Origin of the sequence: Kytococcus schroeteri (assembly GCF_002847825.1) — a bacterium.
In the GTDB taxonomy this organism is placed as follows: Bacteria; Actinomycetota; Actinomycetes; order Actinomycetales; family Dermatophilaceae; genus Kytococcus; species Kytococcus schroeteri.
Genome location: NZ_PKIZ01000017.1, coordinates 1 through 20,939, shown reverse-complemented (window position 1 = coordinate 20,939; position 20,939 = coordinate 1). Strand labels below are relative to the sequence as shown.

The following is a 20,939-nucleotide window of genomic DNA, read 5'->3' as shown; positions in this document are numbered from 1 at the left end:
GACTCCCTCCCGACGCCCGTCCGGGCGCCCCGGGCCGGGGGCCCGCGACCGGTCGATCGGACCCACCATAACGTCGTGACGCGCGAGGGCAAGCTCTCCCGGCCGCTCGGTGATGGGTTCCCCGGGCGCCGCCGGGCGAGACGGGTGTCGCCCCGGCGGCCCACGCGCCGAGGGGTCCATGAAGGGTCACCTCGACAGTCGAGGTGACCCTTCATGGCCCCCTCACGTCCCGGGACGGGTGGTCCGGACGGGACCATCCTGAGCCCCGCGGGCCACCCCGCCCCGCTCAGTCGAGCAGGCCGAGCTCCTGCGCGCGCAGCACCGCATCGGTCCGGTTGACCGCCCCCAGCGCCGTGAACGCGTGCACCAGGTGCGTCTTCACCGTCGCCTCGCCGATGCCGAGCTCCCGCGCCACCTGCCGGTTGGTCAGGCCGCGCGCCACGCCTCGGAGCACCTCCAGCTCGCGGGCGGTGAGCGTCGCCGCGGCCGCCGGCTCCGGGGCAGGCGTGCGCCGCCCGGCCACCAGGTGCGCCGCAGCGGCCGGGGCCAGCACCGTCTCGCCCGCGGCGGCGCGGTGCACGCCATCGCGCAGGGTGGCCGGCGGGGCGTCCTTGAGCAGGTACCCGGCGGCCCCGGCCTCCACGGCGCGCAGCACGTCGTCGCCGGAGTCGTGGGCGGTGAGCACCAACATCGGCGTGGCCACCCCGGCCGCGCGCAGGTCGCGGATGAGCGCCGCCCCGTCCGGCCCGGACCCCAGGTGCAGGTCCACCACCACCAGGTCCGGCACCGCCCCGGCCAGCGGCCCGCCCGACCCGGTGAGCACCGTCATCGCCTCGGCGTGCGAACCGGCCTCGGCCACCACCTCGATGTCGCCGCCGGCCGCCAGCACCGCCGACATGCCGGCCCGCACCACGGGGTGGTCGTCCACGAGCACCACCCGGGTGGTGGGGCGCGGTGTGGCCTGGGCGCTCATGCGGGGACCTCCACGGTGAGTCGGGTGCCGCCACGCGGCGGAGAGTGCAGCTCCAGCGTGCCGCCCAGGTCGGCGGCCCGGTCTCGCGCCCCGGTGAGCCCGGTGCCGCGGGTGGCGCCCCCGTCGGTGCGCGGCGGGGCGTCCAGGCGGGCCCCGCCGCGGCCGTCGTCGGCCACCACCAGACGCACGTGGTCGTCGCCGAAGGTGAGCGTGACCGTGGCCCGAGTGGCGCCGGCGTGCTCGGTGACGTTGCCCAGCGCCCCCTGCGCGATGCGGAGCAGACCCACCTCGGTGGCGGTGGGCAGCTGGCGCTCGGTGCCGGTGACGACGAGCTCGGTGGGCGGGTCCACCACGGCCTCGGCGGCCTGGCGCAGCGCGTCGGTGAGGCTGCGGCCGTCCTCGCGGCGCAGGGCCTCCACCACGCGGCGCGACTCGGCGAGCCCGTCGCGCGCCACGTCCTCGATACGGTCCAGCAGTGGGTCGCGGTCGGGGCCCTCGGGCACGGCGCCGGTGAGCAGCACCACGCTCGTGAAGGACTGCACCACGGTGTCGTGCAGGTCGCGGGCGATGCGGTGGCGCTCGGCCAGTGCCCCGGCCTCGGCGTGGGCGGCGGCCAGGGCGGCGCGGGTGTCGCGCAGCTCGTCCACGAGGGCCGCCCGGGTCTCGGACTCCTGGCGCACGCGCGTCATCGTCCAGGCGCCGAGCACGCACGCGGCACCACCGATGGCGGGGCCCACCACGCCGCCGAGCCCCCCGTCGGGGGAGGCGAGTTCGGCGCTCGCGACGAGGGCGGTGAGCACCGCGACGGCGGGGACGGCCCAGCGCAGCGGCTGGTGCATGAGCCAGAGCACGAACAGCGGGAAGGCCACCCACGCGAACGCCGGGTGCAGGTGCATGAGCACGGCCCACCCGAGGCTCAGCGCCACCAGCCAGGCGAGGTTGGCCCGGGTGGGGGAGAGGGGGGTGGAGCCGGCGACGCGGCGGGTGAAGGCTCCGCCGAGGGTGAGCCACCAGACGGCACCGGCCAGGCCAAAGGTCCACCACGGCAGGGCGGGGTCCGTGTCCGGGGGCGTGGGGCGGGGGCTGGCCCCGGACTGCCACGTGGCCAGGGCGAGGAGGGCCAGCATCAGCACCTGCGCCATCACCCGGGTCACGCGTTCCATGGGGTCACCGTAGGTGGTGGGCGGGTCGACGCCGGCCCGTGGCGGGTGGTGCGGGGCCGTGTGGCGTGGGCGCACGGGAACCGTCGCCGGGCACGGGAAACCTCACGGGCGCACGTGGAACTTCCCGTGCGGTGGCCACCTTTCCCGTGCCGCGCACGGTTTCCCGCGCCGCGAGCAGGGGCCGGTGTCGGACCCGGCCCCTGGCGGTGTGGGCCCCCTCCTGGACCTGCCCGCCCGCCATCCACCGAACGGTTGAGGTCGCACCCCACCGGTCAGCCGATGGAATCCGCCTCCCCGGGCGGTGAACTGGTTCATGCCCGGACAACCGACCGGGCAGGATCGAGGAGGACGAGATGTTCGTGGCACTGCGCGACGCATGGTTCGCGCGCGGACGGTTCGCGGTCATGGGTCTGGTGGTGGCACTGGTGTCGCTGCTGGTCGTGGCCCTCAGCGGCCTCACGGCCGGGCTGGGTGCGCAGAGCGTCTCGGCCGTCAAGGCCCTGCCGGGCGAGTCGGTGGTCGTCGCCTCGCCGAGCAATGGCGAGAAGGTGGAGCTCTCGCGCAGCCAGCTCTCCGCTGAGCAGGTGGCCGGCAACGAGCAGCACGCGGTGGGCATGGCCACCGCACGCATCGCCACCGACGGCAGCACCGAGACCGTCTCCGTCATCGGCATCGACCCCGACGGCCCCCTCTCCGAGGCCGCCGGTGGCCACCTCGTGCGCGACGCGAAGGTCAACCGCGACGGCACCCTCACCGGTGTGGGCAAGGACGACGAGTACCTGGACCTCAACCACCTGCCGGCCGTGTGGCTCCCCATGGACACCTGGCAGCAGCTGCCCATGGCCACCGGCTCGGCCGCCACCGCCCTGGTGCTCCCCGAGGCCGACCCGAAGGCCCCCGCCGGCACCACCGTCATGGACCGCGGCGAGACCCTCCAAGCCGTGGGCTCCTACGCCTCCGAGCAGGGCTCGCTCAACCTCATCCGCGGCCTGCTGCTCGTGGTCTCCGCGGTGGTGGTGAGTGCCTTCCTCACCGTCTGGACCATCCAGCGCACCGGCGACCTGGCGGTGATGCGCGCCCTCGGCGCCCGCCGCCGCACCCTGGTCACCGACGTGCTCACGCAGGGCCTGCTGCTCCTCGTGGTCGGCGGAGGCTTCGGTGCCCTCGTGGCCGCCGCCCTGGGCGCCTGGGTCGTCACCACCGGCGCCGTGCCCTTCGAACTCTCCGTCCTGACCACCGTCGTCCCGTGGCTGCTGCTCGTGGCCGCCGGACTCGTGGGCGGCGCCCTGGCCGTCCGCCGCGTCCTGACCATTGACCCCGCGCTGGCCCTGGAGGGAGCCCGATGAGCCTCGAACTGACTGATGTGACCGTGAGCTTCCCCGATGGCGACGACGTGCGCCACGTGCTGGACGGTTTCTCCCTCGAGGTGGCGCCCGGCGAGATCATCGCCCTCACCGGGCCGTCCGGCTCGGGCAAGTCCACCGCGCTCGCCGTGGCCGGCCTGCTGCGCCACCCCGATGGGGGCAGCGTGCGGTTGGGTGGCCGGGAGTGCGGCGATCTCGGCGCCTCGGAGCGTGACGCCGTGCGCCGCGACACCGTGGGCCTGGTGTTCCAGCAGGCCAAGCTGCTGCCGGCCCTGACGGCTCTGGAGCAGCTGGAGCTGGTGGCCCGTCTGCGGGGCGCGCGCGGCAAGGACCTGGCCGCCGCCCGTGAGCGCGCCCGGAGCCTGTTGGCCGAGATGGACCTTCCCGGCGTGGAGGGGCTCCGCCCGCACCAGCTCTCCGGTGGCCAGCAGCAGCGCATCTCCATCGCCCGCGCCATCATGGGCGACCCCAAGGTGCTGCTCGTGGACGAGCCGACCTCGGCCCTGGACCCGGCCCGTGCCGGCGAGGTGTTCGCCCGTCTGGTGGACATCGCCCGGGAGCACGACGTGGCCACCGTGGTGGTGACCCACGACGAGCGACACCTGGGGCTCATGGACCGGGTGCTGACGATGGACTCGGGGCGTGCCGTCCTGGCCGATGCCGTGGGTGGGTGGCGGCGGGAGGAGACGGCGGACTCCCACGAGCCGGTTGCGGCGGGGAAGGCCCGCCGCAGGGGCGCCTCCTTGTTGACGGTCTGAGCCCTCGCGGGTCAGTCCCGCGTGAGGTCCGCCCAAACCCCGCGCGGGCGGGAGTCGGAGATCCTGCGCAAGGGGCTGCCCTGGAGCATCGGTAGGCTGGTGGTGGCCTGCCTCATCGTCGGCCTGCAGGCCACCGTGCTGGAAGGACGGATGCCGTGACGACTGCCCAGATCGAGGGCGCTGCAGGCGCCTCTCTCCCACCCTCCCGCCCCCGCCGGGTTGCCCTGTTCGCCACCTGTTTCAACGACACCATGTGGCCCGAGGCGCCCAAGGCCACGGTCCGACTGCTGGAGCGTCTTGGGGTGCAGGTCGACTTCCCGATGGAGCAGACCTGCTGCGGCCAGATGTTCACCAACACCGGGTACGGGCCGCGGGCCGCCGGACTGGTGCGCTCCTTCATCGACACCTTCGGTGACTACGACGCGGTGGTGGCCCCCTCGGGCTCCTGCGTGGGCTCGGTGCGCCACCAGCACACCGGCATCGCCCGCGCCGTGGGCGACACCGGCCTGGAGCGCGATGCCGCCGCGCTGGCCCCGCGCGTGCACGAGCTCTCGGAGTTCCTCGTCGACGTGCTGGGGGTCACCGATGTGGGGGCCTTCTTCCCGCACTCGGTGACCTACCACCCCACCTGCCACTCACTGCGCATGCTGCGCGTCGGCGACCGCCCCTTGCAGCTGCTCCGGGCGGTGCGCGGCATCGACCTGCGCGAGCTGCCGGGGGCGCAGGAGTGCTGCGGCTTCGGCGGCACCTTCGCCGTGAAGAACTCCGACGTCTCGGTGGCGATGGGGGCCGAGAAGGCCCGGCAGGTGACGGCCACCGGCGCCGAGGTCGTGGTGGCCGGGGACAACTCGTGCCTGGCCCAGATCGGCGGAGTGCTCGGCCGGCAGCGGTCCGGCGTGCGCACCCTGCACCTGGCCGAGGTGCTCGCATCCACCCAGGAGGACCCAGCATGACGACCATTCCCGGACCGGTCCAGCAGACCTCGCCCACCTTCCTGGGCATGCCTCCCTTCCCGGAAGCGGCCCGCGAGGCGCTGGGCAAGAGCACGCAGCGGCGCAACCTGCACCACGCCACCCACACCATCCGCGCCAAGCGGGCCGAGGTGGTCGGCGAGGTCGACCAGTGGGAGCAGCTCCGACTGGCCGGGGAGGCCACCAAGGACGAGGCGCTGCGCCACCTGCCGCACTATCTCGAGCAGCTCGAGGAGCAGCTGACCGCCCGTGGGGCCACCGTGCACTGGGCCCGCGACGCTGCCGAGGCGAACCGCATCGTCATCGACATCGCCCGGGCCAAGGGGGCCGAGGAGGTGGTGAAGGTCAAGTCGATGGCCACCCAGGAGATCGAGCTGAACGAGGCCCTGGAGGGCGCGGGCATCCACGCCTGGGAGACCGACCTGGCCGAGCTCATCGTGCAACTCGGCGGTGACCTGCCCAGCCACATCCTGGTGCCGGCGATCCACCGCAACCGCAGCGAGGTGCGGGACATCTTCCGCGCCGAGATGGGCCGGGTGGGCCGCCCGGCGCCGGCGGACCTCACCGACGAACCCGCCCGCCTGGCCGAGGCGGCCCGGGTGCACCTGCGCGAGAAGTTCCTGCGCGCCAAGGTCGCGGTCTCCGGGGCCAACTTCGCCGTGGCCGAGACCGGCAGCCTGGTGGTGGTGGAGTCCGAGGGCAACGGCCGGATGTGCCTGACCCTGCCCGAGACCCTGGTCTCGGTGGTCGGCATCGAGAAGGTGCTGCCCCGCTGGGAGGACCTGGAGTCGATGCTGCAGCTGCTGCCGCGTTCGAGCACCGGCGAGCGGATGAACCCGTACACCACCGTCTGGAGCGGGGTGCACCCCGGCGACGGGCCGCAGGAGGTGCACGTGGTGCTGCTGGACAACGGGCGGTCCCATGCCCTGGCGGACACCACCGGCCGGCAGGCGCTGCGCTGCATCCGCTGCTCGGCCTGCCTGAACGTCTGCCCGGTCTACGAGCGCACCGGTGGCCACGCCTACGGCTCGGTCTACCCCGGCCCCATCGGCGCCGTGCTCAACCCGCTGCTGCGCGGGGTGTCCTCCGAGGTGGACGCCTCCCTGCCCTACGCCTCCAGCCTGTGCGGCGCCTGCTTCGACGCCTGCCCGGTGCGCATCGACATCCCCACCCTGCTGGTGGAGGGTCGGGAGCGCTCGGTGGAGGCCGGCGGGCACCGGGCCGAGGCGGCGGCGATGAAGGCGGCCACCTGGGTGATGTCCGACCACCGCCGGTTGGAGGCTGCTCAACGGGCCGCCACCACCGTGGGTCGACTGCGGGGTGACCGTCCGTTCCGGGCGCTGCCCGGCCTCGGTGCGTGGACCGGGGCGCGGGACCTTTCGGCGCCACCCGCGGAGACCTTCCGCCAGTGGTGGGCCCGCGAGCACGGTGACGACACGACCGAGAAAGGCGAGCGATGAGCGCCCGTAGCGAGATCCTGGACCGACTGCGCGGCGCGCTCGCCGACGTGGACGGTGCCCCCGACCCGCAGGTCGGGCACCGCACCATGCCCACCATGCAGGGCGCCGAACCACCTGCCGAGGGGGTGCTGGAGCGATTCACCGAGGTGGTGCGTGACTACCGGGCCACCGTGCAGCCCGTCACCTCCGACGACCTGCCGCGGGCCGTGGCTGGCGCCCTGCAGGTGGCCGGGTGCTCCTCGGTGGTCGTCCCCACCGGCCTCGATGACCGGTGGCTGTCCGAGGTGCGCCACGGGTCGATGCGGGTGGTCGCCGAGCAGGAGGTCGACACCGCGGGGCTGGACGGGGTGGATGCGGTGGTCACCGCCGCCGCAGTCGGCATCGCCGCGACCGGGACGATCGTGCTCGACCATGGCCCGGAGCAGGGGCGCCGCGCGCTGAGCCTGGTGCCGGACACCCACGTCTGTGTGGTCCGCGCCGAGCAGGTGGTGGCCGATGTGCCGCAGGCCGTGGCTCGCCTGCACCCCGATGCGGAGGCTGCCCAGCCGCAGACGTGGATCAGCGGTCCGAGTGCGACCAGCGACATCGAGCTGGAGCGGGTGGAGGGAGTCCACGGGCCCCGCACCCTGATCGTGCTGCTGGTCACCGACTGAGCTCAGCCGTGCCGGCGGGAGACCCCGTCGGCGATCGCCCGCTGCACCGCCGTGGCCGCCGCTTGCTGCACCTGCAGCAGAGTGGTGGTCACGGCGTCGGCGTCCTCCGGCAGCGGCCGCGTGCCGGTGGCCAGGCCGAACACCACGTCACCGTCCACCAGGCTGTGCACCGGATCGAGCGCGCGGGCCATGCCGGCGTGCGCGGCGCGGCACACGGCCTCGGTCTGGGCCACGGTGAGCGCCAGGTCGGTCGCGACGACGGCCAGCGTCGTGTTCGTGCCGTGCCGCGGGGTCGATGCCGGGGAGTCACCCAGGTCCTGTGCGCCGGGGTGGGTGGGGGCATCGCTGAGCACCCCCGTGGTGGGCACCGGGTCGCACAGGTCGGCCGGGTCCACCGTCACCGGCGTGCCGTGCGCGTTCACCGCTACCAGCGCGCCGACCACGGGCCCGCCGCCATCCTCGTCGCCGCCCAGCCGCACCGATGCGGTGCCCAGTCCACCGGGCCGGCTCGCCCCCATCACCCGCGCCCCGGTGCCGGCGCCCACCCGCCCGCGGGTCACCTCCGCCCCCTCGGGCTGTGCGGCGGCGTCCTGCGCGGCGGCCCGCCCCATCGCTGCGTCCGGCCGGGTGGGGGCGCCGGCGGAGTCCCGCACCACCCCACCCCGCGCGAGGTCGTAGAGCGCGGCCCCGGGCACGATCGGCACGATGCCGCCCGGCGTCGGGAAGCCGCGCCCGGTTTCCTCGCACCACGCCTGCACGCCGGTCACCGAAGCCAGTCCGAAGGCCGAGCCGCCGGTGAGCACCACGGCATCGACGGTGGGGACGAGCGAGGCCGGGTGGAGTGCGTCGGTCTCGTGGGTGGCCGGCCCTCCGCCGCGGACGTCCACGGCGCCCACCGTGCCGGGCGGCGGGAGCACGACGGTGACGCCGGTGCGCCACCCGTCGTCGGTGCGCTGGGCGTGGCCGACCCGCAGGCCGGGGACATCGGTGATGCTGCCGGGGGAGGTCATGGGGCGCAGGGTAGGGGGTGGGGTGTCCTGGACCTCGGGTCGTGGGTCCGTCCGCTGATCTCTGGCGTGAACATCTGCCGAACACTCAAGCGGAGCGCTGCGTAGCGCTTGACACACACACACGGTGAGGCTTGATGGCGATGCCCCTTCGCACACACATGGGGCGATCACTCACGGGGAGAACACCATGCGAAAGATCCCTGCGGCTACGGCTGCCCTGCTCGTCATGACCGGCGGTTCCGCTGCCGCGGACGTTGCGGTGAGTGCGACGACCGACGGGCACGAGATGGAAGGGCAGGCCCGCATGGGTGGCTACACCGCCTTCGTGCGTGACTCGGCCGGGGGTTCCTGCGGCCACATGGTCCAGTCGACCAGCATCAAGGAGTTCCGCTCCTGCCGCCTGAAGCTCATCGACAACTGTGGGGGCTGGGTCGTTCCTCGCCGATGAGTTCCTGCAGGAGCGCGGGGCGGCCAGGTGGTCGTCCCGCGCTCCTGTCGTCCGGTGTTGACTCCTGGTCAGGAGTCCCTGCCGTTCGTTGTCGTTCTGTGTCGTCTTGTCTGGTGAGGTGCGCGTCGTGGTTGTTCCTGCGTTGGAGCTCGTTGAGTTGGGTGTTTCGTATGACCGTCCGGTGGTGGAGGGTTTCTCGTTGCGGGTGGGGCGGGGTGAGTCGGTGGCGTTGATGGGGCCCAGTGGGTCGGGCAAGAGCAGCATCTTGTCGTGTGTGGTGGGGATGCAGCGGCCGTCGTCGGGTCGGGTGCTGGTGGGTGGTCAGGACATGTCGGGGGCGCGGGCGGGGCGGCGTGCGCGGTTGCGGCGTGAGTTGGTGGGGGTGGCCTACCAGGAGTCGGGTTTGTTGCCGGAGTTGTCGGTGGCCGAGAACGTGGCGGTGACGTTGTTGTTCGACGGTGTGCCGCGGGGTGAGGCGTTGGGGTTGGCGCGGGAGTCGTTGGCGGCGGTGGGGTTGGCCGGGCATGCGGACAAGGCGGTGGACGAGATCTCTGGTGGGCAGGCGCAGCGGGTGTCGATCGCGCGGGCGTTGGTGCGGCCGGGGGCGGTGTTGTTGGTGGCTGATGAGCCGACGGCGAGTCTGGACCGGGTGACCGCTGGTGAGGTGATCGAGCTCATCGCTGAGCGGGTGCGGGCTACGGGGGTGGGGGCGTTGATCGCGACGCATGATCCGGCGGTGGCTGCGGCGTGTGATGCCGTGGTGGACCTGCGGGGGCGGGCGTGAGTTCGTCGTGGGGTGCTGCCTGGCGGGTGGCGCGGGGGTTGGCGTTGTCGGGCAGCCCCCGGCAGCGGTGGCGTCAGGTGAGTCTGGTGGTCTCCTCGGTGGTGGCCACGGTGGCGCTGTTGGTCGGGGTGATGCTGGTGCGGCAGGTGGTGCTGGCCGACGCGCACCTGGGCGCCCGCCAGCCCGTGATGGGGGCTCCTGCCACGGCCACCTGGGCAAAGACCATGCCGGTGCTTCCCGGTGGGGTGGGGCAGATTCCGGTGCAGTGGATCGAGCCCGACCCCGGTCACGAGGACGACCCGGCTCTGGTGCCGCCGGGGTTGGACCGGTTGCCCGCGCCGGGTGAGGCCGTGGTTTCGCCGGGTCTGGTGCGGCAGGGGCTGACGGCCGAGGACCTGGGGTTGCGGCCGAGCACGGCCGGGTCGGGTGAGGGGGGTGTCATCGGGGACGACTTCCTGATCTCCCGGAGCGAGGGCTACGCCATCGCTCGCCCGCCACAGGGGCAGCAGCTCGACCGAGACATGTCGGAGCGCATCTCGGGATACGGGCCCGGCGAGTCGAAGGTGACCTGGACCGAGACCACGCTCGACGTGCCGGCAGGTATCCCGGGACTCATGTCCGTTCTCGCGCTCGTGGTGTTCCCTGCGGTGCTGCTCCTGGGCACGGCGGCGCGAGCGGTGTCCGGCGTCACCCGGGATCGTGCCCGGCACCTGTGGGCGCTGGGCGTCAGCCGCGTGGCGATCCGGCAGGTGGTCGTCCTCGAGACGGCTGTCCTGTGCGGGCTCGGTGCCGCGGCGGGTGGCCTGCTGTGGGGCCTGACTCTCAGCCACCGAAACTCCTGGCCCGGCAACGACGCCCTTCTCCTGCCGGCTGCGCGGATCCCCCTCTGGTGGGCCCTGCCCGTCGTGCTCGGGGTCGTCCTGCTGGGGTCGGTGTGGGCGGCCACGGCGAGCACGTCGGAGCGACGTGCCGGTGCTCGGTTCTCGCTCGGTGACTGGGGGTTGGCCCCGCTGGTCCTCGGTCTGCTGGCTCTGGCGGTCGCCATCCCCCTGCCCGTGTGGTTGGGCTCCGCCAGCTCCGACTTCTCGCTCTTCATGCTCATGGGGGGTGCCGTGCTGGTCATCGTCGGGCTACCGCTCGGCCTGCCCGTGCTGTCACGGTGGGCGGCACGGCTGTTCGCCCGGTCGGCCCACCCCACCCGGTGGCTGGCGGCCAAGCGTCTCGGGGGTGGTGCCACGCGCCTGGCCAGGGCCGGTGCGTTCGTGGGCGTGCTCGTGTTCATCGTGGGATCGGAGGTGTCCCTCTACAACGGCACCCAGAGCGGCCCCGCCTTCGCCCAGGCGGCGGGGGAGACCAAGGTCTGGAGCGCCTACTGGGACGACGCGCCCGCGCGATTCCCGGATGACCTGGCGCAACGGGCTGCGGCGGCGGGCGGAGAGGTGGCCCGATCGCGGGTGGGTGCAGACGGGTCCCGTCATGGCACGGCGGTGGTCTTTCGCGACTGCCATGCCGCGCGGGAGTTCTTCGGCATGGACGTACCCGTCGACACCTGTGGGGGTGCGTCCACGGAGGGGGCTGATGCAGTGCGTCTGTTCACGGACGTGGCCATCGGGGACCCTGAGCGGTGGGAGCCGTCCGACACCGTGTACGTCAGTGGGCCACTGGACTGGGACGCGGCCGATGCCCTACGGCTCTTCGAGGGCACCACGAGGCCGGCGGTGATGCAGGTGCTGGGGCCGGACGACGACTTCCAGCACCCGGGCACCGACTGGATGCGAACCGGCGTGCTCGCTGCGTCAGCACTCCTTCTGGTGGGTCTCCTGCGCACTTTGGGCGACCGTGCCCTGGAATCCGCGCAGGAGCACCGCCTGCTGGAGCGGGCGGGGCTGGACCCGGCAGAGGCGGCTCGCACCACGATGGTGGCCACGCTCCTGCCGGTGGTGATCTCCGTGCCCATCGCCCTCGTCGCGGCGTGGCTGTTCGCGTACGTCGGGGGCACTGCGGACTACACCCAGCAGAACTACCTGGAGGTCACACTGGTCGCGCTCCTGACGGCTGGCCTGTGTGTGGTCGTGATGGTTGCCACGCTGCTGTGGCAACGGCGTCGGGCGGACTGAGGAAGGTGTCGGGGTTGGCTGCGCCGCCCCGAGATCACCTCAGCCCACCCGCAGCACCACCTTGCCGACGTGCTGGGACTCCTTGAGCAGCTGGTGTGCCCGCTGTGCCTCGGTGATCGGCAGCACCTCCTGCACCACCGGGCGGATCTCCCCGGCCTCGATGCGGGGCCAGAGGTTCTCGCGCACGGCCGCCACGATGCGGGCCTTGTCCGGGCGGGGCCGCCCTCGCAGGGAGGTGGCCTGCACGGTGAGGCGGCGCTGCAGCATCAGGCCCAGGTTGATCTCGCCCTCGCGCCCGCCCATGAGGCCGATGACGACGAGCCGGCCGTCCTTGGCCAGGGCCTGCAGGTTGCGGCCCAGGTAGTCGGCGCCGATGAGGTCGAGGACCACGTCGACGCCGTCGGCGGTGGCGTCGCGGACGGCCTCGACGAAGTCGGTCTCCTTGTAGTTGACGAGGATCTCGGCGCCCAGCTCGCGGCAGCGGTCGAGCTTCTCCTGCGAGCCGGCGGTCACGGCCACCCGGGCCCCCAGCGCGCGCGCCACCTGGATGCCCATGGTGCCGATGCCGGACGAACCGCCGTGCAGCAGGACGGTCTCCCCGGCGGCCAGGTGCCCCGCATCGACGAGGTTGGACCACACGGTGCAGGCGACCTCGGGCAGGGCGGCGGCGGTCACCAGGTCGACGCCCGCGGGGACGGGCAGCAGCTGGCCCACCGGCACGACGACCTGCTCGGCGTAGCCGCCGCCGGCCAGCAGGGCGCAGACCTCGTCGCCCACCTGCCAGTCGCCCGTGTCGCCGGCGCCCAGGGCGGCGATGCGGCCGCTCACCTCCAGGCCGATCACCTCGCTCTCACCGGGCGGCGGCGGGTACTTGCCGGCGGCCTGCACCAGGTCGGCCCGGTTGACGCCGGCGGCCGCCACCTCCACGAGGACCTCGCCCTCGCCGGGGGTGGGGTCCTCGACCTCGGACAGGGTCAGGGCCGGCTTCTCGCCGGAGTCGTCGATCACGATGGCGCGCACAGTGCCTCCTCGATGGGGTGTGCCCCGACCCTAGTGAGTCGTCGGCGGCACGGCGCGAGGAAGGGTGACAGAACAACTACGCGACGTCGTAGAACTTGGTATCCTCGGCGTCCTCGTGCGGCAGGCGGCCGCACCCGCACCCGCTCCGTGGAGGAAACCATGCACCGTCGCCTCATCGCCCTGGCAGCCACCGGGCTGCTGTTCGTCACCGCCTGCTCGCAGGAAGGGGCCTCCGACGGCGACGGCAGCAGCTCTGATGCGGCGACCAGTTCCGATGCGGCGACCAGCTCGGGCGCGGCCTCGGATTCGCAGGACCCGTCGACCCAGTCCCCGCCCCCGGTGGGGGCGGTCGGCCTGTACGACGGCTGGGTGAAGGCCACCGAGGACGACATGACGGCCGTCTTCGGGCGCCTGCAGAACCCGTTGCCGGTGGACGTGACCTTCGTGAGCGGTTCCACGGACGTGGCGGAGTCGGTCGAGCTCCACGAGGTCGCCGGTGGGTCCATGCAGCCCGTCGAGGGCGGCATGACCGTTCCGTCGGGTGAGGTCCTGGAGCTCGAGCCCGGCGGCCTCCACATCATGCTGATGGGGGTCAAGAAGCCGATCGTCGCCGGTGACGAGGTGGTCATCACCCTCGAGGACGCCGACGGCAAGACCTACCCGCTCACCGCCGAGGCGCGCACCTTCGACGGCGGGGGCGAGAAGTACTCCGGCGGCGACGGCCACGACCACGAGCACTGAGGAGGGCGCGTGACCTCCCGGACCCCGCGTGAGCCCGCCGGCGGGCCCGCCAGCCCGTCGCGCCGCAGCCTGCTCGGCGGTGGGCTCGTGGTGGCCGGCAGCGGCCTGGCCGGGTTCGCCGGCGCCCGCGCCACCGAACGACCTGCGGCGGTGCCGGCGCGCACCGAGACGCTCGCCCCCGGTCCGGCCGACGCGCTGGAGCCCGGGCGGCGCCGCCTGCTCACCCTGCCGGCCGACGCCGCATCGCCGGAGGAGGGCGCGTCGGTCGAGGCCCGCACCGTGGTGGACCCGCGCGGGCGCACCCAGGCCGGGGTGCTCACCGCGCCGCCCGCGCACGCCACGTGGGTGGCGCTCGACCTCGTCGAGGGTGCGGACCGCGACTCCCTGCGCCGCGTGATGCGGCTGTGGACCGCCGACATCGACCGCCTCACCCGGGGCGAGGGCACGCTCACCGACACCGAGCCGTGGCTGGCGGCGCTCCCCGCATCGTTGACCGTCACCGTGGGGTGGGGGCTCGGCGCGTACCTGGCCGCCGGGCTCGAGGCGGAGCGCCCCGCCTGGTGCCGGCCCCTGCCCGAGGTGGCGATCGACGGCGAGCTGGACCCCGGCTGGAGCGACGGCGAGCTGCTGCTGCAGGTGTGCGGCGACGACCCGCTGACCGTGCAGCACGCCGTGGGGCAGCTGGTGGCGTCCGTGCGCGACCTGGCCGTGGTGCGCTGGCGGCAGAACGGGTTCCGGCGCAGCCACGGCATGGCCCGCCCGGGTGCCCCGATGCGGAACCTCTTCGGCCAGGTGGACGGCACCAACAACCCGGGGGAGCGCGACCTGCCCGGGCTGGTGCACCGGGCCGACGGTTCCACCGCGATGGTCGTGCGGCGCGTGCGCTTCACCATGGACACCTGGGCCCAGGCACCGCAGCGGGTGCGCGAGGAGGCCATCGGGCGCGACCTGGCGCGCGGGGCGCCGCTCACCGGGAGCCACGAGCGCGACCCGGTGGACATCACCGCCCGGCACCCCGACGGGCGTCCCGTCATCCCGCACGACGCCCACGTGCGGCGCGTGGTGGACGCCAACCCGCGCCACCGCTTCCTGCGCCGTCCGTACAACTACGACGACGGGGGCGGGGACAGCGGACTGTTCTTCGTGGTGTTCTGCCAGGACCCGGCGGAGCAGTTCGTGCCCATCCTGCGGCGGATGGCGCAGAAGGACGCGCTCAACGAGTGGACCCGGCACGTCGGGTCGGCGGTGTTCCACGTGCTGCCGGGTGTCCCGGCCGGCGCGGACGCCTACCTGGGGAGCCACCTCCTCGACTCCTGACCGGGGCGGACGCGCCTTCCCAGCGCCCGCCCCGTCCTGTTCCCTCGCCCCCTCCCTCTCGTCCCCCTCCCGTTGAGTCGTCGCTTCTGGGGGTCAGGGGCACGCTCCAACCCCGACGGGCGACGACTCAACATCACCGAGGGGGCAGCGGGCTCCCGGCCCCGCCCTCACCCGAGCCGGCGTGCCACCTCCGCCGCCGCCTCCTGCGTGGCGGCCTCCATCGCGGCCACCTCCTCGGCGGACACGCGCTCGTGCTCGTAGGTCACCGCCACCGCCGCCGCGGGCACCCCCACGCGTCCGGGGGAGTCCACCGCCACCGCCACCGACGACAGCCCCGGCGTCACGGTGTCCCGCTCCCGCGCGATGCCGTCGGCCCGCACCGCCTGCAACGCCTCCCGCAGCGCCCGCGGCGTGCTCGGCGCACCGTCGCGCGCCACGAACGACCCCGCCTCGGGGAACAGCGCCCGCACCTGCTCCCGCGGCAGCGCGGCCAGCAGCGCCAGCCCGCTCGCGGTCCACGGCGCCGGCATCCGCACCCCCACGTCGGTCACCAGCGACGGCCTCCGGGGTGCCCGCTCCTCGGCCAGGTAGAGCACGTCCGTGCCGTGCAGCACCGCCAGGTGTCCGTTCTGCTGCACCCGGTCCACCAGCCGCCGCACCAGCGGCTGCCCCAACCGCTGCACGGACTGCTGCCGCGACGAGGCGAAGCCCAGCTCGTGCGCGGCCAGCCCCAGCATCCACTTGCGCTCCTCGGGCAGGTGGGTCACGAAGCCGGTCTCACGCAGGTCGTCCAGCGCCCGGTAGAGCGACGCCCGGGGGATGCCGGTCTCCCGCGCCAGGTGCCCGGCGGCCACGGGCGCGGCGTGGTGGGACAGGGCGCGCAGCACCAGGAGTGTGGGATGGGGCACAGGCAGAGGGTGTCACGATCTGGGCACGTCACCGGAATCGCCGTCGACGTGGGTGGGGTGCGGCCCCCGAGCGGCGTACCGTTCTCCCAGACAGACGCGCGCGCGACCGCCGCGTCGTCCCCGAACACATCGTTCATCCTCATCCACGCACCATCCGAAGGGAGGGTCCTCCCGTGGACACCTCAACCTGGCAACTCGCTGCCATCGTGCTCTACTTCGCCATGATGGTGGCCATCGGCTTCTGGTCGATGACGCGCACCACCGACAAGGGCGACTACATGCTCGGCGGCCGCGGCCTGGGCCCGATCGCCTCGGCCCTCTCCGCCGGCGCCGCCGACATGTCCGGCTGGCTCCTCATGGGTCTGCCGGGCGCGCTGTACGCCTCCGGCCTCGTCGAGCTCTGGATCGCCATCGGCCTCACCGTCGGCGCCTGGGTCAACTGGAAGTTCGTCGCCCCGCGCCTGCGCTCCTACACGGAGGTCGCCGACGACTCCATCACCGTGCCCAGCTTCTTCAGCGCCCGCACGGACGACGAGAAGGGCCTGCTGCGCATCACGGCCGGCATCATCATCCTCATCTTCTTCACCTTCTACGTGTCCTCCGGCATGGTGGCCGGCGGCCGCTTCTTCCAGGCCTCCTTCGGCACCAACTACCTCACGGGCATGCTCATCGTGTCCAGCGTCGTCATCCTCTACACGCTGGTGGGTGGCTTCCTCGCGGTGTCGTACACCGACGTGGTGCAGGGCCTGATGATGGCCGCCGCGCTGGTCATCGTGCCGATCGTCGGCATGATCCACCTGGGTGGCCCGGGTGAGACCGTGGACGCCATCAAGTCCGTGGACCCGCACGTGCTCACGATGGTCGGTGGCGGCCTGACCGCCATGGGCCTGGTGTCCTCGCTGGCCTGGGGCCTGGGCTACTTCGGCCAGCCGCACATCATCACGCGCTTCATGGCGCTGCGCACCCCGCACGAGGCCGTGGCCGCGCGCCGCATCGGCATCGGCTGGATGGCGCTGGCCTGCCTCGGTGCCGCCGCCACCGCGCTGGTCGGCATCGGCGTCTACCAGCGCGATGCCGCGAAGCTGGCCGACCCGGAGACGGTCTTCATCGACCTGGGCATGCTGCTCTTCCACCCGTTCATCGCGGGCCTGATGCTGGCGGCCATCCTGGCGGCCATCATGTCCACCATCTCCAGCCAGCTCATCGTGTCGTCCTCGGCGCTCGTGGAGGACATCTACCTGGGTGTCACCGGCAAGGAGCTGCACGGCACGGCCGGTGCCAACGTGGGCCGCGCAGCCGTGCTGGTCATCGCCGTCATCGCCGGTTTGCTCTCGCTCAAGCCGTCGGACACCATCCTCGAGCTGGTGGCCTTCGCGTGGGCCGGCTTCGGTGCGGCCTTCGGCCCGATCGTGCTGCTGTCGCTCTACTGGCGTCGCCTGACCACGGCCGGTGCGCTGGCCGGCATGGTCACCGGTGCCGCGGTGGCCTTCGTGTGGGGTCGCTTCCTCGAGGGCGGCGTCTTCGAGCTGTACGAGATCGTCCCGGGCTTCGTGCTCAACCTCGTGGTGGCCGTGGTGGTGTCCCTGGTGACGCCGGAGCCCGGCCCGGAGGTGCGTGCCGAGTTCGACGAGGCCGTGCGCCGCACCAAGCGCGAGCAGGCGGCCATCGCGGGTCTCTGACCCCCGGCCGGTCCGCGCCCACCGCAGGGGCGGTGTCCCAGATCTGGGACACCGCCCCTGCTGCGTCGCTGGCCCCGCTCCCGGCGGCGCGGTTCGATGTGCGCATGACGCCGATCGCGACCCCCGCCCCCACCGACGCCCCGCAGACCGTGGTCCTCAGCCCGGCCCCGCTGACGCCCACCGAGGTCATCGCCGTGGCCCGCCACGACGCCCGGGTGGAGCTGGGTGACGAGGCCGTCGCCGCCATCCGCGCCGCACGTGAGCGCGTGGACGCCCTGGCCGACGACACCACCCCGCACTACGGCATCTCCACCGGGTTCGGCGCGCTGGCCAACACCTCCATCCCCACCGAGAAGCGCTCTCGCCTGCAGGTGGGCCTGGTGCGCTCCCACGCGGCCTCCTCCGGCCCCGAGGTGGAGCGCGAGGTGGTGCGCGCCACGATCCTGCTGCGCCTGCACACCCTGGCCACCGGCCGCACCGGTGTCTCCCCGGAGGCCGCGCAGGTCTACGCCGACCTGCTCAACCACGGCATCACCCCGGTGGTGCGCGAGTTCGGTTCGCTGGGCTGCTCGGGCGACCTGGCCCCGCTGGCGCACTGCGCGCTGGCCGTCATGGGCGAGGGCGAGGTGCGCGTGGGCTCCGCCGAGCAGGTGGACGAGCGCGGCGTCTCCACCGGTGCCGTGCAGCCGGCCGGCGCCGCGCTGGCCGCGGTGGGCGTGGAGCCCGCCGAGCTGCGCGAGAAGGAGGGCCTGGCCCTCATCAACGGCACCGACGGCATGCTCGGCCAGCTGCTCATGGCGATGGCGGACCTGCGCCACCTGGCGAGCGTGGCCGACGTGACCGCCGCCATGAGCATCGAGGGTCTCCTGGGCACCGACGCCGTGTTCGCCGAGGACCTGCAGGCCCTGCGCCCGCAGGCCGGTCAGGCCGACTCCGCGGCCAACCTCCGCGCGGTGCTGGCGGGTTCCGACATCGTGCAGTCCCACAAGGACGACTGCTCCCTGGTGCAGGACGCGTACTCGCTGCGCTGCGCCCCGCAGGTGGCCTCCGGCCTGCGCGACACCCTGCGCCACGCCGAGACGGTGGCCACCTCCGAGCTGGCCGCCGCGGTGGACAACCCGGCCGTGCTGGCCGACGGCCGCGTGGAGTCCAACGGCAACTTCCACGGCGCCCCGCTGGCCTACGTGCTGGACTTCCTGGCCATCCCCGCCGCCGACCTGGCGAGCGTGGCCGAGCGCCGCACCGACCGCTTCCTGGACCCGGCCCGCAACAACGGCCTCAACGCCTTCCTGGCCGAGGACCCGGGCACGGACTCGGGTCTGATGATCGCCCAGTACACGCAGGCCGCTTTGGTGAGCGAGCTCAAGCGCCTCGCGGTGCCGGCGAGCGTGGACTCCATCCCGTCCTCGGCCATGCAGGAGGACCACGTGTCGATGGGGTGGTCGGCCGCCCGCAAGCTGCGCCGCACCGTGGACGCGCTGCGCCGCGTGCTGGCCATCGAGCTGTACACCGCCGCGCGCGGCATCGAGCTGCGCGGCGTCGAGCGTGGCTCGGCCGAGTCGCCGGTGGCGCCGTCGCCGGCCACGGGTGCCGTCATCGCCGCGCTGCGCGAGACCGTGCAGGGCCCGGGCGAGGACCGCTACCTCTCCCCGGAGATCGAGGCCACCGTGGAGTTCATCGCCTCCGGCCGTGCCCTGGCCGCGGCCGAGGGTGTGACCGGCCCGCTGCGCTGACGCGGACCCGTCCACGGCGCCCGGGGAGCAGGCCTCCCCGGGCGCCGTCGTGGGTGCATGGCCGGGCGGCGCTGGGCTCTGCTGTGCTCTTCCCGTTGGGTCGTCGTTCGTTGGGGTGGGTGGGGTGTGTCGACCCCGGTGCGCGACGACTCAACGCTCTTGGGCCGCCGGCGGCTGCCCGTGGGCCGTCGGCCGGGTCGCCCGGGGTGGGCGGGTCAGGGGTTGGGGACGAGTTGGGTGACCAGGGTGGTGGGGGTGAGGGTGGTGGGTTCGCCCTTCACGGTGACCTCGAGGCCGAGGGGGCGCCAGGGGCCGTTGTCCAGGGAGTAGCGGCCGGTGTAGGTGGCGGTGATGCGGGGGTGGAGGGTGCCGGCCTTGGTGTAGGTGTGGGTGATGTTGCCGTCGGGGTACTCGCCGCCGGTGTCGACGGTGGGGCCGTGCTGGTCGCCGTCGCCGAAGTGGTATGTGACGTTCTTGAGCTCGGGGAGGATTTTCAGGTCGTGGCCGAGCATCTGTGATGGGGGGATGGTGCGGGTCTCGTTCGGCTCGTAGCCGGCCTCGGTGAAGGTGGTGGTGAAGTAGACGGGTTTGTTGACCAGGGGGTCGGTGCGGGGCGGGTCCCAGGTGGGGGCGGGTAGGGCGAACTTCGTGACCTTGAACGCCTTGGCGATGCGCTTGTCGGCCACTTCCCCGGACCGGCCGGGGACGGCCTCGGGGTAACACGTGACACCGGTGAACGACCAGCCTTGGACGACCTCGTCGTCCTGGGTGCGCAGGATGCGTTCGGAGATGGTGACCAGGGGTCCGTCGCCGAGGTAGCCGTCGCAGCCGTGGCGTGAGAGGTTGCAGTCCGCGCCGTGCTCGTCGGGTCCGGGGCGGATGCCCGGGCAGGTGTGTTGGACGACGTATTCGTAGTACAAGGTCGGAGGCTTCCCGGGCGCCGGCGGCGCGGACTTCGGCGGGTTCTTGTCCTCAAGCTGCTCGAGGTCTTTCAGCGTCAGGCCCGTCGAGACTCCGTCGTCGTACTCCTGACATGCGAAGTCATACTCATCCGCACACTCGGCGGGCCCGTTCGCCACAGCCGCGAGCAAGGCCAAGGTGATCACGAGGCGTCCGGCTCGTAGTAGGGGGCGTCATTGGGGTGCATCTTCTCGATCGTCCACCCCTTGTCATAGGTAAGGCGGAAGACGTATCCGACCTCCGGCAGCTCCGTGGTCTTACCGACGACGGACCCGGTCTCGTCCCGGATCACGCTCGCGTTCTGGCGGAACGCCACGGTGATTTCGTAGCCATCCCCCATGCTGTGAGGCTCCCCCGCCCCGAGCACTTCATAGACCACCTTGTCAGCTTGAGCATTCTGTTCCGCAGACTGCTGCACCACGCGGACGTGGCGGGCGCAGGTGTTGCAGTCCTCACCGGCGTACTTGTCCAGGACTCCCGCCTTCGGGTGCTCGTAGAGGTAGCTCAGGGTCTCGATGTACCAGCGGGCGAAGGCCTCGGCACCCTCGGCGGTGTTCTCCTTCGCGGCGGCCGGCATCGGCGGCGGGGCCGGAACCTCGCTGGAGCTCTTGCTCGGCCGGGGCGAGTGCGGGGGGCTGGACTCGTTCGAGGGTGAGGCATCAGCCGAGTCGGACTCGCTCGGTGTGGGAGACCCAGAGGACTCCTGCGCGTCCGGCGACCCCGAGGAACCCGAGGCACTCGGCGAGGTCACGGGCGCGGAGGGCTCCACCGCATCAGGCGTGGTCGACGACGACCCGCCACCCTCCGCATCGGAGGAGCACGCCCCCACCAACAGGGCCCCGCACACGGCGAGCACGGCGGTCTTCACGGGCAACGAACC

The 20,939-nt window shown here is 73.2% G+C and carries 21 protein-coding genes; 14 read left to right on the top strand and 7 right to left on the bottom strand.

From position 1 onward, the window contains the following. Positions 1-286 precede the first annotated feature (286 nt). Together CYJ76_RS08980 and CYJ76_RS08975 are read right to left on the bottom strand one after the other, a co-directional pair. Complete coding sequence (locus CYJ76_RS08980) at positions 287-973, bottom strand: response regulator (RefSeq protein WP_101849895.1); 687 nt, start codon at positions 971-973, stop codon at positions 287-289. Continuing rightward, entirely contained in the window at positions 970-2,136 is a 1,167-nt protein-coding gene (locus tag CYJ76_RS08975; RefSeq protein WP_101849894.1) for a sensor histidine kinase, read from the bottom strand. The genes CYJ76_RS08980 and CYJ76_RS08975 overlap by 4 nt, the downstream gene beginning before the upstream one ends. Positions 2,137-2,489: 353 nt before the next feature. Here CYJ76_RS08975 and CYJ76_RS08970 point away from each other — a divergent pair, with 353 nt between their 5' ends. From CYJ76_RS08970 to CYJ76_RS08950, 6 genes are read left to right on the top strand one after another with little or no spacing between them, the layout of a single operon-like run. Then, the gene (locus CYJ76_RS08970) at positions 2,490-3,482 is read left to right on the top strand and encodes an FtsX-like permease family protein (RefSeq protein ID WP_101849893.1); all 993 of its coding nucleotides are present in this window, start codon (positions 2,490-2,492) and stop codon (positions 3,480-3,482) included. Next, the gene (locus CYJ76_RS08965; RefSeq protein WP_101849892.1) at positions 3,479-4,258 is read left to right on the top strand and encodes an ABC transporter ATP-binding protein; all 780 of its coding nucleotides are present in this window, start codon (positions 3,479-3,481) and stop codon (positions 4,256-4,258) included. The genes CYJ76_RS08970 and CYJ76_RS08965 overlap by 4 nt, the downstream gene beginning before the upstream one ends. Before the next feature lie 21 nt (positions 4,259-4,279). Beyond that, positions 4,280-4,417 carry a hypothetical protein gene (locus CYJ76_RS12510; RefSeq protein ID WP_168168416.1) on the top strand — a complete coding sequence of 46 codons (138 nt, stop codon included), beginning with the start codon at positions 4,280-4,282 and terminating at the stop codon, positions 4,415-4,417. Then, a complete protein-coding gene (locus tag CYJ76_RS08960) occupies positions 4,414-5,211 on the top strand; it encodes a (Fe-S)-binding protein (RefSeq protein WP_256374414.1) in 798 nt (265 codons plus the stop codon). The genes CYJ76_RS12510 and CYJ76_RS08960 overlap by 4 nt, the downstream gene beginning before the upstream one ends. After that, positions 5,208-6,689 (top strand): lactate utilization protein B, encoded by a 1,482-nt coding sequence (locus CYJ76_RS08955; protein ID WP_070703552.1) that lies wholly within the window; start codon positions 5,208-5,210, stop codon positions 6,687-6,689. The genes CYJ76_RS08960 and CYJ76_RS08955 overlap by 4 nt, the downstream gene beginning before the upstream one ends. Then, on the top strand, positions 6,686-7,342 hold the full coding sequence (locus tag CYJ76_RS08950; protein ID WP_070703553.1) for a LutC/YkgG family protein: 657 nt from the start codon (positions 6,686-6,688) through the stop codon (positions 7,340-7,342). The genes CYJ76_RS08955 and CYJ76_RS08950 overlap by 4 nt, the downstream gene beginning before the upstream one ends. Before the next feature lie 2 nt (positions 7,343-7,344). Here the strand turns inward: CYJ76_RS08950 and CYJ76_RS08945 are convergent, their stop codons facing one another. After that, positions 7,345-8,352 (bottom strand): P1 family peptidase, encoded by a 1,008-nt coding sequence (locus CYJ76_RS08945; RefSeq protein WP_101849891.1) that lies wholly within the window; start codon positions 8,350-8,352, stop codon positions 7,345-7,347. Between the two features lie 187 nt (positions 8,353-8,539). On the opposite strand from CYJ76_RS08945, the gene CYJ76_RS08940 reads away from it, so the two are divergent. From CYJ76_RS08940 to CYJ76_RS08930, 3 genes are all read left to right on the top strand, one after another. Next, positions 8,540-8,800, top strand: a complete 261-nt coding sequence (locus CYJ76_RS08940; protein WP_070705552.1) for a hypothetical protein — start codon at positions 8,540-8,542, stop codon at positions 8,798-8,800. 118 nt (positions 8,801-8,918) lie between these two features. After that, positions 8,919-9,584, top strand: coding sequence for an ABC transporter ATP-binding protein (locus CYJ76_RS08935; RefSeq protein WP_168168491.1), 666 nt, complete (start codon positions 8,919-8,921; stop codon positions 9,582-9,584). Between the two features lie 86 nt (positions 9,585-9,670). Beyond that, on the top strand, positions 9,671-11,701 hold the full coding sequence (locus tag CYJ76_RS08930) for a hypothetical protein (protein ID WP_070705550.1): 2,031 nt from the start codon (positions 9,671-9,673) through the stop codon (positions 11,699-11,701). Between the two features lie 39 nt (positions 11,702-11,740). On the opposite strand, the gene CYJ76_RS08925 is transcribed toward CYJ76_RS08930, so the two are convergent. Next, complete coding sequence (locus CYJ76_RS08925; protein ID WP_101849890.1) at positions 11,741-12,721, bottom strand: NAD(P)H-quinone oxidoreductase; 981 nt, start codon at positions 12,719-12,721, stop codon at positions 11,741-11,743. Between the two features lie 159 nt (positions 12,722-12,880). Between CYJ76_RS08925 and CYJ76_RS08920 the strand changes: the two genes are divergently transcribed. Both CYJ76_RS08920 and CYJ76_RS08915 read left to right on the top strand, forming a co-directional pair. After that, positions 12,881-13,462, top strand: coding sequence for a copper chaperone PCu(A)C (locus tag CYJ76_RS08920; protein ID WP_180802267.1), 582 nt, complete (start codon positions 12,881-12,883; stop codon positions 13,460-13,462). Positions 13,463-13,471: 9 nt separating this feature from the next. Then, complete coding sequence (locus tag CYJ76_RS08915; protein ID WP_101849888.1) at positions 13,472-14,779, top strand: Dyp-type peroxidase; 1,308 nt, start codon at positions 13,472-13,474, stop codon at positions 14,777-14,779. A gap of 167 nt (positions 14,780-14,946) precedes the next feature. Here CYJ76_RS08915 and CYJ76_RS08910 read toward each other — a convergent pair whose 3' ends face one another. Further along, positions 14,947-15,687: an IclR family transcriptional regulator gene (locus CYJ76_RS08910; protein WP_070705408.1), complete on the bottom strand. Its 741-nt coding sequence runs from the start codon at positions 15,685-15,687 to the stop codon at positions 14,947-14,949. Positions 15,688-15,860: 173 nt separating this feature from the next. Between CYJ76_RS08910 and putP the strand changes: the two genes are divergently transcribed. Both putP and hutH read left to right on the top strand, forming a co-directional pair. Continuing rightward, positions 15,861-17,366: a sodium/proline symporter PutP gene (gene putP / locus CYJ76_RS08905; protein WP_083323607.1), complete on the top strand. Its 1,506-nt coding sequence runs from the start codon at positions 15,861-15,863 to the stop codon at positions 17,364-17,366. Between the two features lie 104 nt (positions 17,367-17,470). Then, a complete protein-coding gene (hutH, locus tag CYJ76_RS08900) occupies positions 17,471-19,099 on the top strand; it encodes a histidine ammonia-lyase (protein WP_083323604.1) in 1,629 nt (542 codons plus the stop codon). A gap of 215 nt (positions 19,100-19,314) precedes the next feature. On the opposite strand, the gene CYJ76_RS08895 is transcribed toward hutH, so the two are convergent. Beyond that, on the bottom strand, positions 19,315-20,019 hold the full coding sequence (locus tag CYJ76_RS08895; RefSeq protein ID WP_101849887.1) for a PKD domain-containing protein: 705 nt from the start codon (positions 20,017-20,019) through the stop codon (positions 19,315-19,317). Positions 20,020-20,201: 182 nt separating this feature from the next. Continuing rightward, positions 20,202-20,636 carry a DUF6318 family protein gene (locus tag CYJ76_RS08890; protein ID WP_101849886.1) on the bottom strand — a complete coding sequence of 145 codons (435 nt, stop codon included), beginning with the start codon at positions 20,634-20,636 and terminating at the stop codon, positions 20,202-20,204. Between CYJ76_RS08890 and CYJ76_RS08885 the strand changes: the two genes are divergently transcribed. Continuing rightward, positions 20,611-20,939: hypothetical protein (locus tag CYJ76_RS08885; protein WP_144043064.1), on the top strand; the 329-nt coding region annotated here is incomplete at its 3' end. The two genes, CYJ76_RS08890 and CYJ76_RS08885, sit on opposite strands and share 26 nt — an antisense overlap.